Raw genomic sequence first — 16,518 nt, 5'->3', positions numbered from 1 at the left:
GTCGCCCTTTATTTAAACACGGTCTTTTCTTTTGTTAGCGTATAACGACCAGTTATTGATGCTGTTGGCGGTATTTGAACGTGCCGCCTTATTACTCATGGCCTTATTTTGGCTCACTCGCACCCATCTGATCCAAACCATCGTACAGAAGACCCAGCGCCATCCAATGGAAACAGCGCTCATTGCCGCTTTGTTTGTATTGTTTGCCTTGTTCAGTACCTACACGGGAGTGAATGTCGATGGGTCGCTGGTAAATGTACGCATCATCGCCATTATCGCCGGCGGTATTTTGTTTGGTCCTTGGGTTGGCGTGACTGCCGGCGTCGTCTCGGGCGTTCACCGCTATCTTATCGATATTGATGGGCCAACCTCACAAGCCTGTTTGATCGCCAGTATTATTGCTGGGTGCCTGTCGGCACTGATCCATTATCGCGCAGATAAACAGCATTATGCACGCTACGGCATTTTGGCGGGTATGCTCTGCGAATCGCTGACCATGCTACTTATCCTTTTGCTTGCCCGCGATCAAACGCTCGCCCAACACATTGTTGCCACCATTAGCTTCCCGATGATTGCAGGTACCGTCTGTATTGGCCTGATCATCCAACTGGTGCAGTACATCGATGATGAAAAAGAACATTTAGCCGCCCAGCAGGCTAAGCAAGCGTTAGATATTGCCAACCGCACGCTACCGTATTTTCGACGCGGAGAGGCGCGAGGTTTGACCAAGGCGTGCAGTATTATTCGTAAAGACACCGGTGCCGATGCCGTGGCTATTACCGATACCGCCGATGTTTTGGCGTATGTTGGCATTGGTGAGGAGCAATACATTGATGCCCATCACCAAATTAGCCGCCTTACTCAGCAAGCGGTAAGAACCGGTGAACAAATTATCAGCAATGATCTCAATGTGCATGATTTTCGCTCTTTGTTGATCATTCCGCTATGGGAAAATAGCGTGGTCACGGGAACCTTAAAGGTTTTTTATCGTCAGCCCCATCGTATTCGTCGCCCCATGCAGGAAATGGCGATTGGTTTATCACAATTGATTTCGACCCAAATGGAAGTTGCGCGGATACAAAACCTCAAAGAAATGGCGAGTAAGGCCGAATTTTCTGCGTTACAAAGTAAAATTAACCCTCATTTTTTGTTTAACGCCCTCAATGCGATCTCCAGCTTGATCCGCCTGCGTCCGGATGACGCCCGTGGCTTGATTGCCAATTTGGCCGACTTTATGCGTTACAATTTAGAGCGCACGCAGGATCTGATCCCCATTAGTGATGCCATTAAGCAAGTCAAAGACTATGTCGCTATTGAGCAAGCACGTTTTGGTGACAAACTTACGATCCGCTTTGATATTGAAACGACCGACACCAATATTGCGCCCTTGCTGATACAGCCACTGGTTGAAAATGCGATTCGCCATGGTTTTCAACCTTCTCGTCGTCCTTGTGATGTTATCATTGCGGTGCGCGAAATTGCGCAAGGAACGGAGATTAGCATCACAGATACCGGGGTCGGCATCAATCCTAATATTGTCGAGCAACTTTATCATGGCACCATCGACAGTCATCATATTGGCTTGATGAATGTGCATCAGCGTTTAATCATGCTCTATGGACAAGGCTTAACTGTTGAGCCACGCAATCCCGGCACACGTGTATCATTTGTGATAAACCATAAGGAGCCTTCATGCTTCGCGCTGTCATTGTCGAAGACGAATACTTAGCGCAAGAAGAGCTACGTTACTTAGTTGAAAAGCATAGTGATCTCGAGATCATCGAAAGCTTTGATGATGGGCTTGCAGCGCTAAAATACCTGCAGACCCATTCAGTGGACGTGCTGTTTTTAGATATCAATATCCCCTCGATTGATGGCATGTTACTCGCGCGGAGTTTACATGCCGATGCGCGCCCGCCCTTTGTGATTTTTACCACCGCTTACAAAGAGCATGCCGCAGATGCTTTTGAGCTTGAAGCGTTCGACTACCTGCTTAAGCCGCTTAACGAAACACGGGTGAAAGGCGTACTCAATAAGCTTGCTCTCGCGGCTGCACCTACCGATACCCTGACAGAGCAACGCCATACCTTGCATTTGATGCGTGATAATCGGATCCGCATTACCGATACCGCCGACATTCTTTACGCCGCTGCCAACGAAAAGACCACCTTGGTGTACACACCCGACGGTGAGTTCTATGTGCCTTACACTATCAGTGAATTGATGACGCAATTGCCGGCTAATTTTTTTCGTTGCCATCGCTCTTATTGCATCAACTTAGATAAAATCACCGAAATTGAACCAGGCTTAAACAGCACCTATCACGTTTTCCTCCCCGGCATTTCTGATCCTGTCTTGGTCAGTCGCGGTAATCTGAAAGCGTTTCGCGAACGGATGCAATTGTAATTCATGCCCTCTCGCTGCAGTTCATGCCCGCTAACTGCAGCTCATTTTATCTTTTTCACCTACTCTTGATGTGGGGATTCAGGGTCGTATCTTGGGGGTGTTCTCAATAGATAAAACCCTGGAGCGTTACCATGAACGCACGTTTATCCCCCGGCATCAAAACCCTTATCGGCACCGTATTGGCCCAGTTTGCACTTGGCTCTGTGTATACGTGGAGCCTGTTTAATGCTCCCCTTGCAGCCCAGCTTGACGAGCCAGTCAGCCAAGTGGCCTTCACCTTTGGCATTATGACACTGGCATTGGCCCTGGCTTCTTCCGTCTCGGGCCATCTACAAGCACGATTCGGTGTCCGCCGCGTGACCATTGGCGCTGGCATACTGCTTGGCACCAGTCTCGCGCTAACCTCGGTGGTCAGCCAACTATGGCTACTTTACCTTACCGCCGGCCTTCTGATTGGTTTAGCAGATGGTACTGGCTACCTCATGACGCTCTCCAATTGCGTACGCTTTTTTCCCAAAAACAAAGGGCTTGCCTCAGCCTGTGCTATTGGCGCTTATGGTTTAGGCAGCTTAGGTTTTAAATACATTAATCTGTACTTTTTAGCTGCAGGCGGCGCAGCACTAAGTTTTCAAATGTGGGCGGTTCTGGCCTGTGTGATGGTCGTGATTGGCGGCGCACTGATGCACGATGCACCACAGCAAAAAGCCGCCACAAACGCATCTGAGGCCGATGCGCCTGCTGATTACACCCTTTCTCAATGTTTTAAAACCCCGCAATTTTGGTTACTTGCCACGGTATTTGTCACGATTTGTATGAGTGGGCTTTATGTCATTGGCGTCGCTAAAGATGTGGGTGAACTTTATGTCCACCTTGATGCTGCCACCGCTGCGGAAGCGGTTGCCATTATCGCACTGGCAAATCTAGGCGGCCGTCTGGTACTGGGGGTGTTGTCTGATCGCATGGCGCGCAGCAAAGTGGTTGGCTTGGCACTCCTCGTCTGCGCGGCAGGCGTAGGTATGCTCCGCTTTATGCCACTGGACCAATACAGCTTCTATTTGTCGGTTGCTTGTGTCGCGTTCAGTTTTGGCGGAGCAATTACCGTATTCCCCACCTTGATGAGCGACTATTTTGGCATGAACCACCTCAGCCAAAACTATGGTTTTATGTACCTGGGCTTTGGTGTCGGTAGCTTTATGGGCTCTGTCATTGCGGCGCTATTTGGCGGTTTTGTTGCCGCGTTTAGTGTGATGCTGGTAATGATCACTATATCCTTGTGTATTGCATTCACTATTCACTCGCCCAAGCACAATCAAGAGAAGATTAAGCATCATTGGCAGTTGGAGTCATCGACCAGCTAAGCATTGTTATACACTTTCCCCTCGTCTTAGCAATAATACGAGGGGCTCTTGTTTGTAATCGACACACCAAAAATAAAATGTGACAGCGTCACATAAAGTGGTCCAGTTTACACTGTAAACCCCGTAATATCGGCGCTTGTTGATAAGTCTATCCCTAAATACTGAATAACATCTCAATACATTAACAACGTTATTGATTGTTGTGGTGTACTCGCCTAATTTAAAGCCTCGGCGTCGGGCCTTCCTCTTTTCTTGCTAGGTGTTAAATGACACGGACGCGATTTGTTACGCTTCACAGCAAAGCAGCACTTATTTTTATCCTAGGGTTACTTGCCATTATTTTCAGTAGCCTTTTATTGACTCGCTATTTTTTCCTCTTCGGTATTGACCACCTAGAAGACATAGAAATCACGCGCGCAAATCAGCAAGCCAAAGCGGTGATTCAGCGTGTCATCGATAATCAAGTTGAATATGCAATTGATTGGGCCTATTGGGATGATACTTACGCGCTACTTACAACAGGTAATAATCGCTATGCGCAGAGGAATCTAAGCGACGAGACATTACTCGCACTCAGTTTAGATATGATGGGGTTTGCCGACTTAAGTGGTGAGGTAGTCGAAGCAAAAGTACTGGAAAATGCGGGCAACAAGTCGATTATTGATGCAATATATCGCTCCCCTGCCGTCACAGCCCATATTCATCAACCCATTCCTGATAAAGAGCTGACTCCTTTCGCTGGTTTACTCCAGCTTAGAGGCCGCATATGGGTGATCAGTGTCAACCCAGTCCGAGACAGTGCGGGCACTGCACCGGTCGTCGGCTGGATGGTTTGGGGGCAAGCGCTGACGGGTCGCTTTCCCTCCGCTTACGATAACATATTAGCGGGCAACAACCGTCTCGTTAACAAGGGGGATACAACAGGAGAAGGGAGCGTTGAACGCATTGTTCGTACTGACAATAAGATAACCCGCTATACCCCCTTATATGATTTGAGCAACCGCCCCATTGCGGCCTTAGAAACCACCGAATCTCGCCATTACTATCAAAAGGGAAAGCAAGTATTTCAATATCTTATCTTAGCTTTACTGGCGATGACCTCATTTATCGCTTTCGTGGTTTATCTGCTTTATCGACACAATATTGCTAGACAATTTATCTCTTTTGAGAAAAATGTGAACGCTCTGCTCGGTAACACAGCTCCTATCACAGCGCCCACAGATATGTTTACCCGCATTACTGAACAAATCGAGGCAATGGCGAGCACGTCCTCTTACGCCGAACAACAACTTAAAGAAACACTGTCTAAATTTGAAGCGCTGTACCATAGCCAGCATCTAGGCATGATACTTTTAGAAAATAACCAGATTGTCGACGTGAATCAGGCACTACTTAATTTGCTTGGTCATCAACGCACACAGCTTATCGATGCCCCACTCGATATCCTATTAAATAACAAAGATGGCACACTGTCTGATCTGAATGCCTTCCAACAACAAGACGAGCAGGATGTTACTCACTTTGAAACTAACCTACGCAGTGTCACTGGGCAAACTATCTCTTGCAATGTAGAAGCGATGCGGCTAGACAATCAGACGTCTCAAACTGTGATGCTGGCGGTGAAAGATATTAGCCAGCAAAAACGACAAGCCGCTTTAATAGAAACACTATCACACCATGACACCCTGTCTGGTTTACTTAATCGGCCCTCGACAACTAAAGCCTTAAATCAAGCGCTTACGAACAAAAAGGCCATTATCACCCTCTACATAATTGCCACACGTCTTCGTGAAATTTACGAGATATATGGGCATCAAGCCTATGACAATGCGGTAAAGCATATCGCTGATGCTTTGAAGCAACAGTTTCCGCAAGCGGAAATCGGTAGGCTAAGCGAAAATGAGTTTATCGTTTTCACTGATCAAATAGAGGAGGAGCAATTTATTCCTCGCGCGAATACCGTGCTAAAAGTCAGTGCGAATCATCTAGCTGAGACGACAGCAGACTTTGATATCGGCCTTAACGCCGCAATGATAGGGCCTGAGTTCGCGTTTACCCATTTTGAACCCCTCGTCCACTGTGGTTTCTACGCGATAGAGCAACAGTTGGTACCCAAGCACAATGTGACGATTGTTGATGAAGAGATTGTGCAAGCTGCCAATGAGACATTAACAATTAATCGAAACCTGATCACTGCACTGAAAAACGAAGAGTTTACCGCTTTCTTCCAGCCCATCGTTAACGCGACATCGAATCAAGTGATCGGTTTTGAAGCATTGGCGCGTTGGCATCATCCCGATTTGGGGATGATATCGCCAGGGGTTTTTATTCCGTTGGCCGAAAAACACAAATTAATTATTGAGCTCGACGAACTGGTGTTAGAAAAAGCCTGCGCATTTTTACAAACCATACAAAGGTATTGGAGTAAAAAATCGCAGCACCGTCTCACCATTCATGTCAACCTCTCTAGTCCTCACTTTGGCGCAAGTGCGCTGATTAATAACTTGCAGCGACTCATTAAGCAGTATCAACTTTCGCCAGGACAGCTGGTGCTGGAAGTTACCGAAAGTATTCTACTCGGTGCCGACCAGGAGACAATTGAACGGATGCATGCCCTCAAAGCGTTAGGCGTCCAGCTAGCCTTAGATGACTTCGGTACCGGCTATTCATCGTTTAGCTCGCTGTGTAATTTCCCGCTCGATATCGTCAAATTGGATAAATCGTATATGAGCGAAATTGAAACCAATGAAAAGGCCAAAACCTTAGTCCGCAGCATCATCAACATGGCTCAAGAGCTGGGCATGACCACCGTTGCCGAAGGCGTCGAAACCGCGTCTCAATTGCGCATTCTCAACGTCTGGCGTGTCGATGAAATTCAAGGGTTCTACCACTTTAAACCAATGAGTGCAGAGCAGGCATTAAACACCTTTGGTGAAAATGGTTAATTGTAAGAGCGAGCCATATTTATTATTCCTCTCGCAACGTGCTAATACAATTGCTATTTAGTATTATGAGGTTATAAATAAAGGTTATTTGGCCTGCTCTTACTTTATGATGAGCGCCTCTCGCTGTTTCAGACTGAAGAAGTCTGCTCAAGTCACTTTAATCATCCGCAAAGATGTTGATCTTTGGGCCGGTGGCGGGGGATGTTTTTTGTTGTTCGGCTATTTCCGCTAGGGTCTTCTTGTAGGTGTCATCGCTCATATCTCGCCAGTAATGCGGATCGCGGCCAGTCTGTTGATCATGGGCAGCAGTTACAGGGTCTTTGGCTCGAGCTTCTTCTAATACCAACAGATCGGGCATCGGTTGACTCACATCCATGTAACGCTGGATCATATTCCACAAGCGCTGGTACTCCACTACACGCTCGTTGGTGCCAATTAAGTTGCTAATAGGTACACCCACAGAGTAAGGCTGATAGCGATGAACTAACATCAAATTGTAGTTCAGATGGCCTTGAGGGCTGGGGGCTGACATCAACACACAATCAAATTCTATAAAAGGATGCGTAAAGCGCACTTTATTGCCACGTTTATACAAGGTCACCATCCCTGTTTGACGGTTTAAGCTATAAACACGTTTGCTTTTTAAGAAAGGCGCTAAGAAATAATAGCCTTTACATACCAGTTTATAATGGGCCCATATAAGCAAGCAAGGAAGCGTGAAGTAGAGGGTTAAACCGTAGGAAACCATTAACCAATCATCCCACCTTTTATCCCAACTTGCATAACCAAATAATAATGGATAAAGGAAAACCAAATAAGCCAAAGGCAAAAACAAAATCAATAGTATTTTTGCCAGCCCCACCATTAAAAAGTATAGTTGAGACCAGCCTGATAAAGATTCACTATCTAAGCTTTCTTCGGTCCAGAATGATGGCTTTCCATTCCCTTCTGTCTTTTTTATGTTCGATGGCATTGTTTCTCGAGCAAGTGATAAAGCAATAGTGTCATTTGCCTTGGTAAAGGGGAATACTTGCCCTTTGGTTAGTAGCCGTTGCAAAAAACCGTGCGGTGGTTTTGCGGGTTGTAGCGACAGCTGCTCGGTGTTGTAGGTCATACTACTGAGCCGCTTTCTCTTCTTCTTGCTGATAAACAGGGTGTTTATACTGGTCCTTCAACCTTTTTATCTTCACGAACTCGATCCTAGGGAAGAGTGAACGTAATGTAGCAAGTAGTTCTTGCTTTTGGTCAAGAGTAGCGGTGAATATATCACCATAGTAAGCATACGCACCTTTCTCGGGGATGGCGAATGAAAATACACCATCACTCTCTAGGTCAAACACAACCGTACGCTCCGAAATCAATATATAGTGGTTATCAATAGAAGGACGAAAGTTTGTCATCCCAAACGACATCAGCGCAAAACCACCTGCTCCAATAAACGCAAGAGGACCAAGCACAAACACGGCAATAATACAGACTACGATTCCCACCCACGCCAAACCACGTACTACCTGATAAGCAACATCAGGGATCATGTCTTTTTCTGTATAGTGAATACCCAAAGAAGTTAAGTGATAACAGCGATGTTTATCGGGTAGAAACAAGTATCTTGATGCAAAAACCATCAGTGTCAAAAAACCACTTAATACCCAAAAAGCAAATGAGTCGACAGTCAACTTCTCGAGCACTGACCAAAGAAACAAAAGAAATGATGTTCCAGCAAATATTGACAGTCCCCACTTAACCATATTTTCGTGTTTCAGACCCGCACCCATAGACTCCCAAGAATAAATCACCTGAGCAGCGTAAAGCTGCTCCTCGAGGGGCTCTGTGTTTTCTCCATTACTCATTTTTCAGCTCTTACTTCAACCGCTCGCCCCAGCAATTTTAAGATACATTGGCATGAATATATCATCACCCATAGATAACATGACATTATAAAACCAATGTTTCTCTTTGATATCCAAGTATACTAGTCCTGAATGAATATTGGATGTTTAAACATGTCATTCATTTTAGCCATTTCCACATATTCGATATCTTTCCTAATGTTTTTAATCAAGGATACAACCGCGTCTTTTTCTCCCAAAGAAGAAAAGTAAAAGTTGCGACTACTGCAGTATTCAGTAGGAATATTACTATCAATGCGTAATATGCTATCTCTCATCGGATTAAATAATATGGGTCTATCCGAAAAAAACACCTCATGCTTTTCCGTCGTTGGCTTAAAATTCGTCATGCCAAACGACATCAACGCAAAACCACCTGCCCCAACAAATGCAATAGGACTAAGCACAAACACGGCAATAATACAGACCACGATCCCCACCCACGCAAAACCACGCACCACTTGATAGGCAACATCGGGAATCATGTCTTTTTCTGTGTAATGAATACCCAGAGGCGTTAAGTGGTAACAGCGATGCTTGTCGGGGAAAAAAAGATACCTTGAGACTAATACCATCATCGCCATGAAAGAAAATAATCCCCAAAATGCAATGGAGTCTATCGTGAGCTCGTCGATTACAAACCATAGAAAGCAAAAAGGGGTTAGCCCTGCAAAAATTGATAGTCCCCAAATTCCAAGGTGGTCAAATTTTCCGCCCCATCCTTTGTGTTCCCAATAGTGGCGAATTTCTACCTCGTAGAGCCTCTTTTCAATGGGATCTATAGTTTCGCTATTACTCATTTTTCAACTCTCACTTCAATGGTACGCTTGGCAAATTTTTTATCTCTCGGGGCTGGGTTTACGGTTAGATCACCTTGGTGGTTACCGATAGCCACATAGCCAAGCGTCTCATTTTCCGATGCTTGCCAAGTAAAAGGCATACTGATGAGTACCGCCACCGTATCGTCGATGGTCCCTCCTAAATCCAATCGATAGATTAGGTTTCCAGATCCTTTGTCTTTAAGCCATGTTCCACGCAGCTCATTGACTACCACTGCAGATTTCGGCTCAGCGACACGATAGTGGTAGTTTTTGTCTTTGGGTTTGCGGGTGATTTGTAAACCAATTTTTGTATCCCGAGTAAACGCAGGCAGGGTTAATTCTAATTGCCACTGCTCTGTGCCAGCGTCCATCCATTGTGAAGGTCGCCGACTCGGGATAGCATTTAGCCGAATTTGAGGCTTATGAATAATTTGATCCAAACGCTTCAGCTCTTCTAGGTACTCCCACTGGCTAGGCTGTTTCCCCCAAGTAGAGTGGAGCAACCATTTTTCAAGTTCTGAGCGTTTAAAAATATTAATGACCACAACTGCTATCAGATATACGAAACCTGCCACCATCAGTGTGGTCAACATCCAACGAGTAATGATCGCACCTATACTAATATTGAATATGCCAAGTCGGCTTAATGTATTGGCCCCTAACTGTGCAGAAAAAACTATAACTTGAGCGAAAGTTGATAAACCTTTTAAACCATAACCAAACCTTTCCATTAGTGTATGGTCTGAATCCCATGCTTTTTCACCACTATCCCATGTCTCTATGCCTGCTGCGATAAAACCAAACAAAGAAACCATCGCTGTGGTTTTAGCAAAGGTTTTTAGGCTTTGTCTTACCTCATAAGAGTGAGTACTACTCTTTAAGGCAACCTTCATAGGTTCCGAGAGAAGAGACTGTCTGGTCATAATCTTTTCCCATGCCGCATCTCGCCAAACCGCCGAGATCGCGGACACCGCATAGCCGGTCGAGTAGGTGGCTTCTCTTAGTGCTGGGTTTGACCATAAGCTAGTCTCAGGGTGCTGCTCGGCTTTATAACGAATATTATGCAAGACTGATGCGCTATTCCAAATATTGAGGATCGCAACAATGCCTCCCATTTTACCGAGCTTATTCCACGATGTTTGAGCAGCTTGTGTGCCTTTTTGCCAGATGCGCTCAATGGCTTGATTGAGCATTTTTTTCGCTGCATCATTCGCTGCTTGATACTTCAGCGTTACCATTTGAGGTAACTCACTACTCAATAGCTTCTGCAGCCTTTGCTGAGCTGCATGCATGGACTTAATCTGGTGATTTTTAGGTATCGGTTGCCCGACCGGAGGTTTGCTGATCCGTGTAATTATTGCAACTTCGGCATTCATCTTTCGCTGCCATGCCGAGACTTGTGCCGGATAGTCTGGGTTGTGTGCAACAATCGCTTCTGGATTAACGATTGCCTCCAATATCACTAACCGTAAATTACTGATCATGCCTGCAGGGCTATGCGTGGTATTCATTTGGCTAGGAAATAACAGGTTGGTTATCGCTCGCCACGTCTGTTCCGTCGCGCCTGATGTCGCATGCTGCAACGCAGAAAAACTTTTTTTCACAGGCTCTGCAAGCGCTTTAAACCATTCCTTCTCTTGGATACGAACATCGCCCGTGAATCCATCATAGTTAGCAATCGCACTAAACAGTGCCAACATATCTCCTGGTTTATCTAAGCCGATAAAATGATGCTCAATCTTCTGCACTTCATCATTCAGCGCTTGCCAATTCTCTTTGGAGAAACCCACTGACGCCAGCGCCAAGAGGTTATCAGGCTGATCAAAGTCCAGAACTTTATTCAGTTCAGCTTGTGCTTCCTCATTGTTTATCGCGTGTTTTACGCCAACCAAATATTGACTCACTAAGCTCAGCAGATACACCAAATGATCCGCGTCTTGATTGTCTACACCCACAATGGCTGGATCGGTGCTTAATTGTTTAAAGCCATGCATAAAGTCTTTGTAGCGAGTGGCGATGCGCGCATCAAGGCCTTGTAATTGGTTGTAATGGTCCGAGAGAAATGCCTCTAGCGCTTCCCAATCCACTTCATCGCTGAACATAGACCAGCGCTGTTTTTGCTCTTCAGTGAGTTGGTAATCGTATTGTTCCTCAAGAAGCGCCCCTTTATTTAAGGCCTCTTCTTGCAGTGACGTCATCGGCACAGTCGCGACATTGGGATTATTTTCTAACGCAGCTCGCTCTTGGTCAGCAAGCCGTTGTGTCGCAAGATAGTCAATAACATGGCGCTCGAATGCCAACTCTCTGATGGGGTCACCCTTCACTGAGCTGGGTACTTCGTCTTGAACCAATTTCACGCCTGCTAGCATTCGCGTCAGCTCAGCCATTTGGAGCTTATGCATGTTCTCTTCGTCTTTTAAAATAACACTCTGTCGCGCGACTTCCTGAGATAAAGGCAAGAACAAATCAGACACATCGGCCAACCTATCATCCAGCGCAATAAAAAAGCCTTCATTGGGTTTATCCAAGTCCACCTTGTAGTCAGTGACCGTGCTACCTGGCTTTTGTGCAACGTGCTGGTGTTGTTGAACGTCTTGCTCATCGGTTTCTACATCATCGACTTCATCAAGCGGTGTGCACGTACTTGCAAATAACCCAGTCGGCGCAGAGTCCTCGCCAATATCAATCACACTTTGCCCGAGTTGCTTTAAACTGCCGGTGTGTGGATGCGCCATATTCTCGCGATAATAATCAAGATCGAGCTCTCGCATCCACGCACTGCGTAGCTGACCCTTTTCTTGCATCAGCGTTTTTAGGCGCGCTGTCCAGCGTAGATGCGAAAACGCAAGATAGACCGTGTGTTTAACCGGATAGTTTAAACGGCTTGATGTTTCGCCATCGCTGTCATCATTCAGCTTTTTAATGAGTTTGGTACCAGACACTTGGTATTCATCGAGACGCTCCGCGTCTTGGTCGTAGACATACAGCCAACCGTCCCTTAGTTGGCGCAATGTGCGCTGGCTATACTCTGCCTCGATCCACGCTTCACCTTGCCACTTTTTAGGTAAAGCAAATATTGGTGTGTAATCGTCTTGATCATAGCCATTGTCGAACGCATAACGCACAGGAACAAAACCAACGCTGCCACCTTTTAAAGGACACGGTCCGGTTGGGTCGCGGCTATCTTGATTGTTGGCACATTTGGCCGCTGAGATTGGGTCACTCATAGCTGCTCCTGCTGGTTCGATAAGTGAGACTCGGCTTGTTCTGATTCGTGTTTTGCCAATAAGGCCGCTTGCTCGATGCGCTGAGAGGGCGTCAGTGCCGATGGATTGAGAACAATATTGCTTATATCGGGATGCACAGATGCATCAAGCGCTTGCTCACCTACAAAACCTAACACATTGAAAAATTGCGTCAGGTCTTGCCCGGTATGAAATCCTTGCTGATAGGCAGTTTCTGCCCACGTCTGTACCCATTGGTCAGGATCTGACTGAGAGGTAAGACGCTCAGGAAAGTAAGTTTGCATATGTTGCTTAAGGCTTTGTATCTGATTACGCCAAACCACCTTACCAAGCGCGCTCCATTGAGGGTCGGAGAGCTGATAGGGCAACGAGACTGATTTGGCCGACTCAGGGGCATGATAAACTTGCCAACCTTCACGCGTCGGCAGCCAAAGTGCCGACATCAAGGACCAGAAGCCACCAAAGTCATTAAACAGCAACGCATCAATGCATTCACTGTGCGCCAGCTTTAAGAACACCTTACTGCCATAGGGTGACAGCACTTGAATGAAATCCCGTAACTGATGTGCGACATCAAGCCCGGGGTGTGAAGACGCGAATACATATCCTGCAGTGGGTTGATTGAGGGTCGTAAACCATGTCCACACTGCGTCGGTCAATCGTACAATAAAGGGAGAAACCGCGAGCAGCTGGTCATAAGGCGGTTGAGTATAGACAGGCATAATGTCTAACTCTCCTTCCAAGCCATATAGTTGCTGCGCCATGTCTTCAATTTGTCCACCATCGACCATCAAATACAAACGATGACCCTCTTGCGGCTGCATGTCAGGGACGCTATCGAAAAGATTGCTATGCGCCAAAATAGTCATCACTTCTCGCACTCCTCACATAAAGGAGATTGTCCCTTTAGCGCTTCTACTTGACGTTTAGGCGCCAATGATGGCGTATCGTCTGTTCTCGGCGCCCACGATGGCGTCGGTGCCCCTTGCTGTGTTTCTGATGTGGTCATTACATCAACCGCTTGGATATCGGGGAGTGGCGCGGCTTCGGGATCGGCTAAAGCATCAATAGTTTTTGGACGCTTCGCCATTTGGCCATTAAAGCCTGGTCCACTGCCTGCGCTGCCGCCTGAGTTTAAGTTCACTGCGGCACCAGAAGCATGCACGCCGGCAGCATCCACTTTCACAAAGCTACCGCCGGCACTTAAGGTAACTTCTGCACCGGCTTCGATCACCAGTTTGGCGCCCGTTTTTAGGTGAATGTCACTTCCGGCTTCCACCGCATGAACCTTACCGACTTTATAGTGCTCACTGGCTTTGACGAGATTGGAGTGGTTGCCACCAATACGGGTGCGACTCTCTCCCTCCACGGTATGATGCGCATTGCCCATCACACGATGAAATTGGTCGTTGTGTACCTGATGGTGGTTGTCATGACCTATCTCGGTCACGCGGTCGTTTTCTACCTCGGTATGCCAGTCTTTTTGCGCGTGTAAATACACTTGCTCACTGCCCGATTGGTCTTCGAACGTGAGCTCGTTGTAACCCTCGCCTTGGTGGCTCTCGCTGCGCCAAACCGTCTTGGTTTTGTGTGCCGGTAAGGTATAAGGCGGCACATTGGTCGCATGATACGTGCGGCCGGTGATAATCGGTTGGTCCGGGTCACCGTGTAAGAAGGACACAATCACTTCATGGCCAATGCGGGGAATGGCCATCATGCCGTATTGGCTACCCGCCCAACCTTGGGCCACCCGTATCCAGCAGCTGCTTTTGTCATCGCCGTTAGAATAGCGGTCCCACGGGAAGTGGACTTTCACCCGCCCGTGTTCATCACAGAAGATTTCTTCGCCATCCGGTCCCACCACGGTGCCTATCATGGGGCCATCCACTTGAGGTTTGGGTATGGGGGTTGCACGCCACGGGGTAGTGGCAGGGATAAGCATAAACTGGTTGTTGTAGGTGGTGGCCCCTTGGCCGCCCTCTTCTTCCAGTGCTTGCGGTTGGCTGCCTTGGTGGTGCACCCGCACCACTTGCCACGCTTGGTTCACGCCCCCATCCAGATGGTCACTGATGGTAAAGCGATAACCCGCCCGTAATGCCGGCTCATTGCTTTGCCCGTTGGCATGCTCGGCCTCACGGCGTAAGTACTCTAAGCGGGTTTGGTTAAATGCCTGACCAGTGGCGTCGTCTTTAAAGCGGCCTGGGAAGTCAAAGTGCTCGTAGCTGTCGGTACGCTGGTAATCAATGCCATCGGCTTGCGCCGCTTGTTGGAAGCTGTAGCGCGGTTTTTTGAAGCTGTAGTCTTTTAATGCCGTGTGGCTAGGCTGCGCCGCAGTGTGGCGTGTCAGGCCATCGATATACGGCGTGTCGGTGCGTCCGCCGCTTAAGGCGTTATAGGGCACAGGGCGCTCAAGCTGGGGCAAGCTGTCGGGCGCATCGGTCACTATCAGGGTATGGGTGGTGGCATCGTGCTCATGGTGATACACCAAGCCCTCTTCTGCCGCTAAGCGGTGGAAGAACGCCAAGTCACTTTCACGGTGCTGGACACAGTATTCGCGCTCGGCATAGTCACGGGTTAGCGAGAAGCTCACCTCCGTCACCCCCATTTCCGTGAGCAGGGTTTCTAGAATAGTCGGCACGGTTTGATGCTGGAAGGTACGACTGTTTTGGCGAAGCGACAGGCGATACAGGGCGGGCACCAAGGTTAAGCGGTAGCGGGTAAAGTGATGACCAATGTCACCTTGGCTAAAGGCACTGGCAATGCCTTGCACCCGTTTGACCAGCTCGCCGTTGCGCCACAGCGTCAGCTGCACGGGCTTGTCGACCACTTGCTCTGGCGTGAGGTCGGTATGGCGGCTCGCCAATGCTACCTCATACTGGAACCCATACACCGGGTTACCATTTAGGCCAGCTTGGTGAGAGAGGCACTCGTCCCCTTGGTAGTCCACCACCACGAACGGTTGCGGGTCGAGCCCCGCCACGGTTAACGCTATTTGCAATGTCGCCATCTGTGTATCCTTCGCCCTGCTTGTTTACCCTGATACGTTGAGCCAGACCCTGCCGTCTGGCTCAACGCACCACAGCCCGCCCGTAAAGGCAGGCTGTTTGCGTCTTCATGTCGCCATGAAAGATTAGGCTTCGATTGGCTTGCGCCAGTCGTCCGAGCCTGAGGTGCCTGCGTTGACGTGGTCCCACGTCACTTTGCGGTAAGACATCGATACCGTCAGGTTTTGGGTGAAGTCTGACTTCGCCGGGTCTTGGCAATGGGGCATCTCGCAGTGAATGTCCACAATCGAGGCACTTTCCAGCTTGGTGGTAAAGAAGTTTTCTTGTTTACCTTCAATCGAGGTGCGGTACCACTTTAGCTCGACCGTTGACATCTTCTCACCTGACGCCAGTGCGTTATAAAGCAATGGCACCGCTTTGTTGAGTGCAACGGTGAATTTAAATGGCTTGTGCACACGTTGACCGGATGGCTGACCAGATTGTGGGTCGGTGGGAACCGTCACATTGTGGTCAAACTGTTGTACCAGCATTTCGTCTTCGTGGCCTTCGACAAAAGAATCACCGATAGAATCCGCGGTGCAGGCACCGGCAGTAATCAAACCCTGAGTTTCGCCTTCAATCGAGATATAACATGGCGTTGGCATAATCGCTCCTTTGTATGTCATGGAAGACACATCGCCACCGTGGCGGTGTGCCTGTTCGCTCTCTTATCCTGCGAAATRCATGCCAAGTTTTTTACCATTAWAAATCAGTGCTTTATAGTATGACTGACCAATTTTTTGCACGTGCCAAGCAACTTCTTGCCAAGCCAAGCAAAAAGTTGCTTAGCCAGCAGGTTACCGAGCTGGT

General features: G+C 47.7%; 11 protein-coding genes. 4 read left to right on the top strand and 7 right to left on the bottom strand.

The annotated features are described in order from the left end of the window. Window positions 1–58 precede the first annotated feature (58 nt). The 4 genes from BZG75_RS10750 (at window position 59) to BZG75_RS10735 (ending at window position 6,709) form a co-directional block, all read left to right on the top strand. A complete protein-coding gene (locus BZG75_RS10750) occupies window positions 59–1,729 on the top strand; it encodes a LytS/YhcK type 5TM receptor domain-containing protein (protein WP_077576951.1) in 1,671 nt (556 codons plus the stop codon). Further along, window positions 1,693–2,406 (top strand): LytR/AlgR family response regulator transcription factor, encoded by a 714-nt coding sequence (locus BZG75_RS10745; protein ID WP_077576950.1) that lies wholly within the window; start codon window positions 1,693–1,695, stop codon window positions 2,404–2,406. The genes BZG75_RS10750 and BZG75_RS10745 overlap by 37 nt, the downstream gene beginning before the upstream one ends. Window positions 2,407–2,537: 131 nt before the next feature. Beyond that, complete coding sequence (locus BZG75_RS10740) at window positions 2,538–3,764, top strand: OFA family MFS transporter (RefSeq protein ID WP_077576949.1); 1,227 nt, start codon at window positions 2,538–2,540, stop codon at window positions 3,762–3,764. A 266-nt stretch (window positions 3,765–4,030) separates the two neighbouring features. Continuing rightward, window positions 4,031–6,709 (top strand): bifunctional diguanylate cyclase/phosphodiesterase, encoded by a 2,679-nt coding sequence (locus tag BZG75_RS10735; RefSeq protein WP_077576948.1) that lies wholly within the window; start codon window positions 4,031–4,033, stop codon window positions 6,707–6,709. Window positions 6,710–6,866: 157 nt separating this feature from the next. Here BZG75_RS10735 and BZG75_RS10730 read toward each other — a convergent pair whose 3' ends face one another. The 7 genes from BZG75_RS10730 to hcp-2 all read right to left on the bottom strand — a co-directional run bounded on the left by BZG75_RS10730 (window position 6,867) and on the right by hcp-2 (window position 16,313). Further along, the gene (locus tag BZG75_RS10730; RefSeq protein ID WP_077576947.1) at window positions 6,867–7,823 is read right to left on the bottom strand and encodes a hypothetical protein; all 957 of its coding nucleotides are present in this window, start codon (window positions 7,821–7,823) and stop codon (window positions 6,867–6,869) included. Window position 7,824: 1 nt separating this feature from the next. Continuing rightward, window positions 7,825–8,559, bottom strand: coding sequence for a hypothetical protein (locus BZG75_RS10725; RefSeq protein WP_077576946.1), 735 nt, complete (start codon window positions 8,557–8,559; stop codon window positions 7,825–7,827). 122 nt (window positions 8,560–8,681) lie between these two features. Then, window positions 8,682–9,398 carry a hypothetical protein gene (locus tag BZG75_RS10720; protein WP_077576945.1) on the bottom strand — a complete coding sequence of 239 codons (717 nt, stop codon included), beginning with the start codon at window positions 9,396–9,398 and terminating at the stop codon, window positions 8,682–8,684. Continuing rightward, window positions 9,395–12,646, bottom strand: a complete 3,252-nt coding sequence (locus BZG75_RS10715; RefSeq protein ID WP_077576944.1) for a T6SS effector BTH_I2691 family protein — start codon at window positions 12,644–12,646, stop codon at window positions 9,395–9,397. Before BZG75_RS10715 ends, BZG75_RS10720 begins: the two co-directional genes overlap by 4 nt. After that, window positions 12,643–13,533, bottom strand: a complete 891-nt coding sequence (locus tag BZG75_RS10710; protein ID WP_077460796.1) for a DUF4123 domain-containing protein — start codon at window positions 13,531–13,533, stop codon at window positions 12,643–12,645. The genes BZG75_RS10715 and BZG75_RS10710 overlap by 4 nt, the downstream gene beginning before the upstream one ends. Beyond that, window positions 13,533–15,671, bottom strand: a complete 2,139-nt coding sequence (gene tssI, locus BZG75_RS10705) for a type VI secretion system Vgr family protein (RefSeq protein WP_077576943.1) — start codon at window positions 15,669–15,671, stop codon at window positions 13,533–13,535. The genes BZG75_RS10710 and tssI overlap by 1 nt, the downstream gene beginning before the upstream one ends. A 123-nt stretch (window positions 15,672–15,794) precedes the next feature. After that, on the bottom strand, window positions 15,795–16,313 hold the full coding sequence (gene hcp-2 / locus BZG75_RS10700; RefSeq protein ID WP_077576942.1) for a type VI secretion system effector Hcp-2: 519 nt from the start codon (window positions 16,311–16,313) through the stop codon (window positions 15,795–15,797). Window positions 16,314–16,518: the final 205 nt, after the last annotated feature.

This window comes from Salinivibrio sp. AR640 (assembly GCF_001995405.1).
In the GTDB taxonomy this organism is placed as follows: domain Bacteria; phylum Pseudomonadota; class Gammaproteobacteria; order Enterobacterales; family Vibrionaceae; genus Salinivibrio; species Salinivibrio costicola.
The sequence above is the reverse complement of the archived record's forward strand: the minus strand, read 5'-3'. Positions and strand labels throughout refer to the sequence as shown.

Coding starts and splice junctions, on each gene's coding strand:
- BZG75_RS10750 (WP_077576951.1), top strand. CDS start 59: ATGCTGTTGGCGGTATTTGAACGTGCCGCCTTATTACTCATGGCCTTA.
- BZG75_RS10745 (WP_077576950.1), top strand. CDS start 1,693: ATGCTTCGCGCTGTCATTGTCGAAGACGAATACTTAGCGCAAGAAGAG.
- BZG75_RS10740 (WP_077576949.1), top strand. CDS start 2,538: ATGAACGCACGTTTATCCCCCGGCATCAAAACCCTTATCGGCACCGTA.
- BZG75_RS10735 (WP_077576948.1), top strand. CDS start 4,031: ATGACACGGACGCGATTTGTTACGCTTCACAGCAAAGCAGCACTTATT.
- BZG75_RS10730 (WP_077576947.1), bottom strand. CDS start 7,823: ATGACCTACAACACCGAGCAGCTGTCGCTACAACCCGCAAAACCACCG.
- BZG75_RS10725 (WP_077576946.1), bottom strand. CDS start 8,559: ATGAGTAATGGAGAAAACACAGAGCCCCTCGAGGAGCAGCTTTACGCT.
- BZG75_RS10720 (WP_077576945.1), bottom strand. CDS start 9,398: ATGAGTAATAGCGAAACTATAGATCCCATTGAAAAGAGGCTCTACGAG.
- BZG75_RS10715 (WP_077576944.1), bottom strand. CDS start 12,646: ATGAGTGACCCAATCTCAGCGGCCAAATGTGCCAACAATCAAGATAGC.
- BZG75_RS10710 (WP_077460796.1), bottom strand. CDS start 13,533: ATGACTATTTTGGCGCATAGCAATCTTTTCGATAGCGTCCCTGACATG.
- tssI (WP_077576943.1), bottom strand. CDS start 15,671: ATGGCGACATTGCAAATAGCGTTAACCGTGGCGGGGCTCGACCCGCAA.
- hcp-2 (WP_077576942.1), bottom strand. CDS start 16,313: ATGCCAACGCCATGTTATATCTCGATTGAAGGCGAAACTCAGGGTTTG.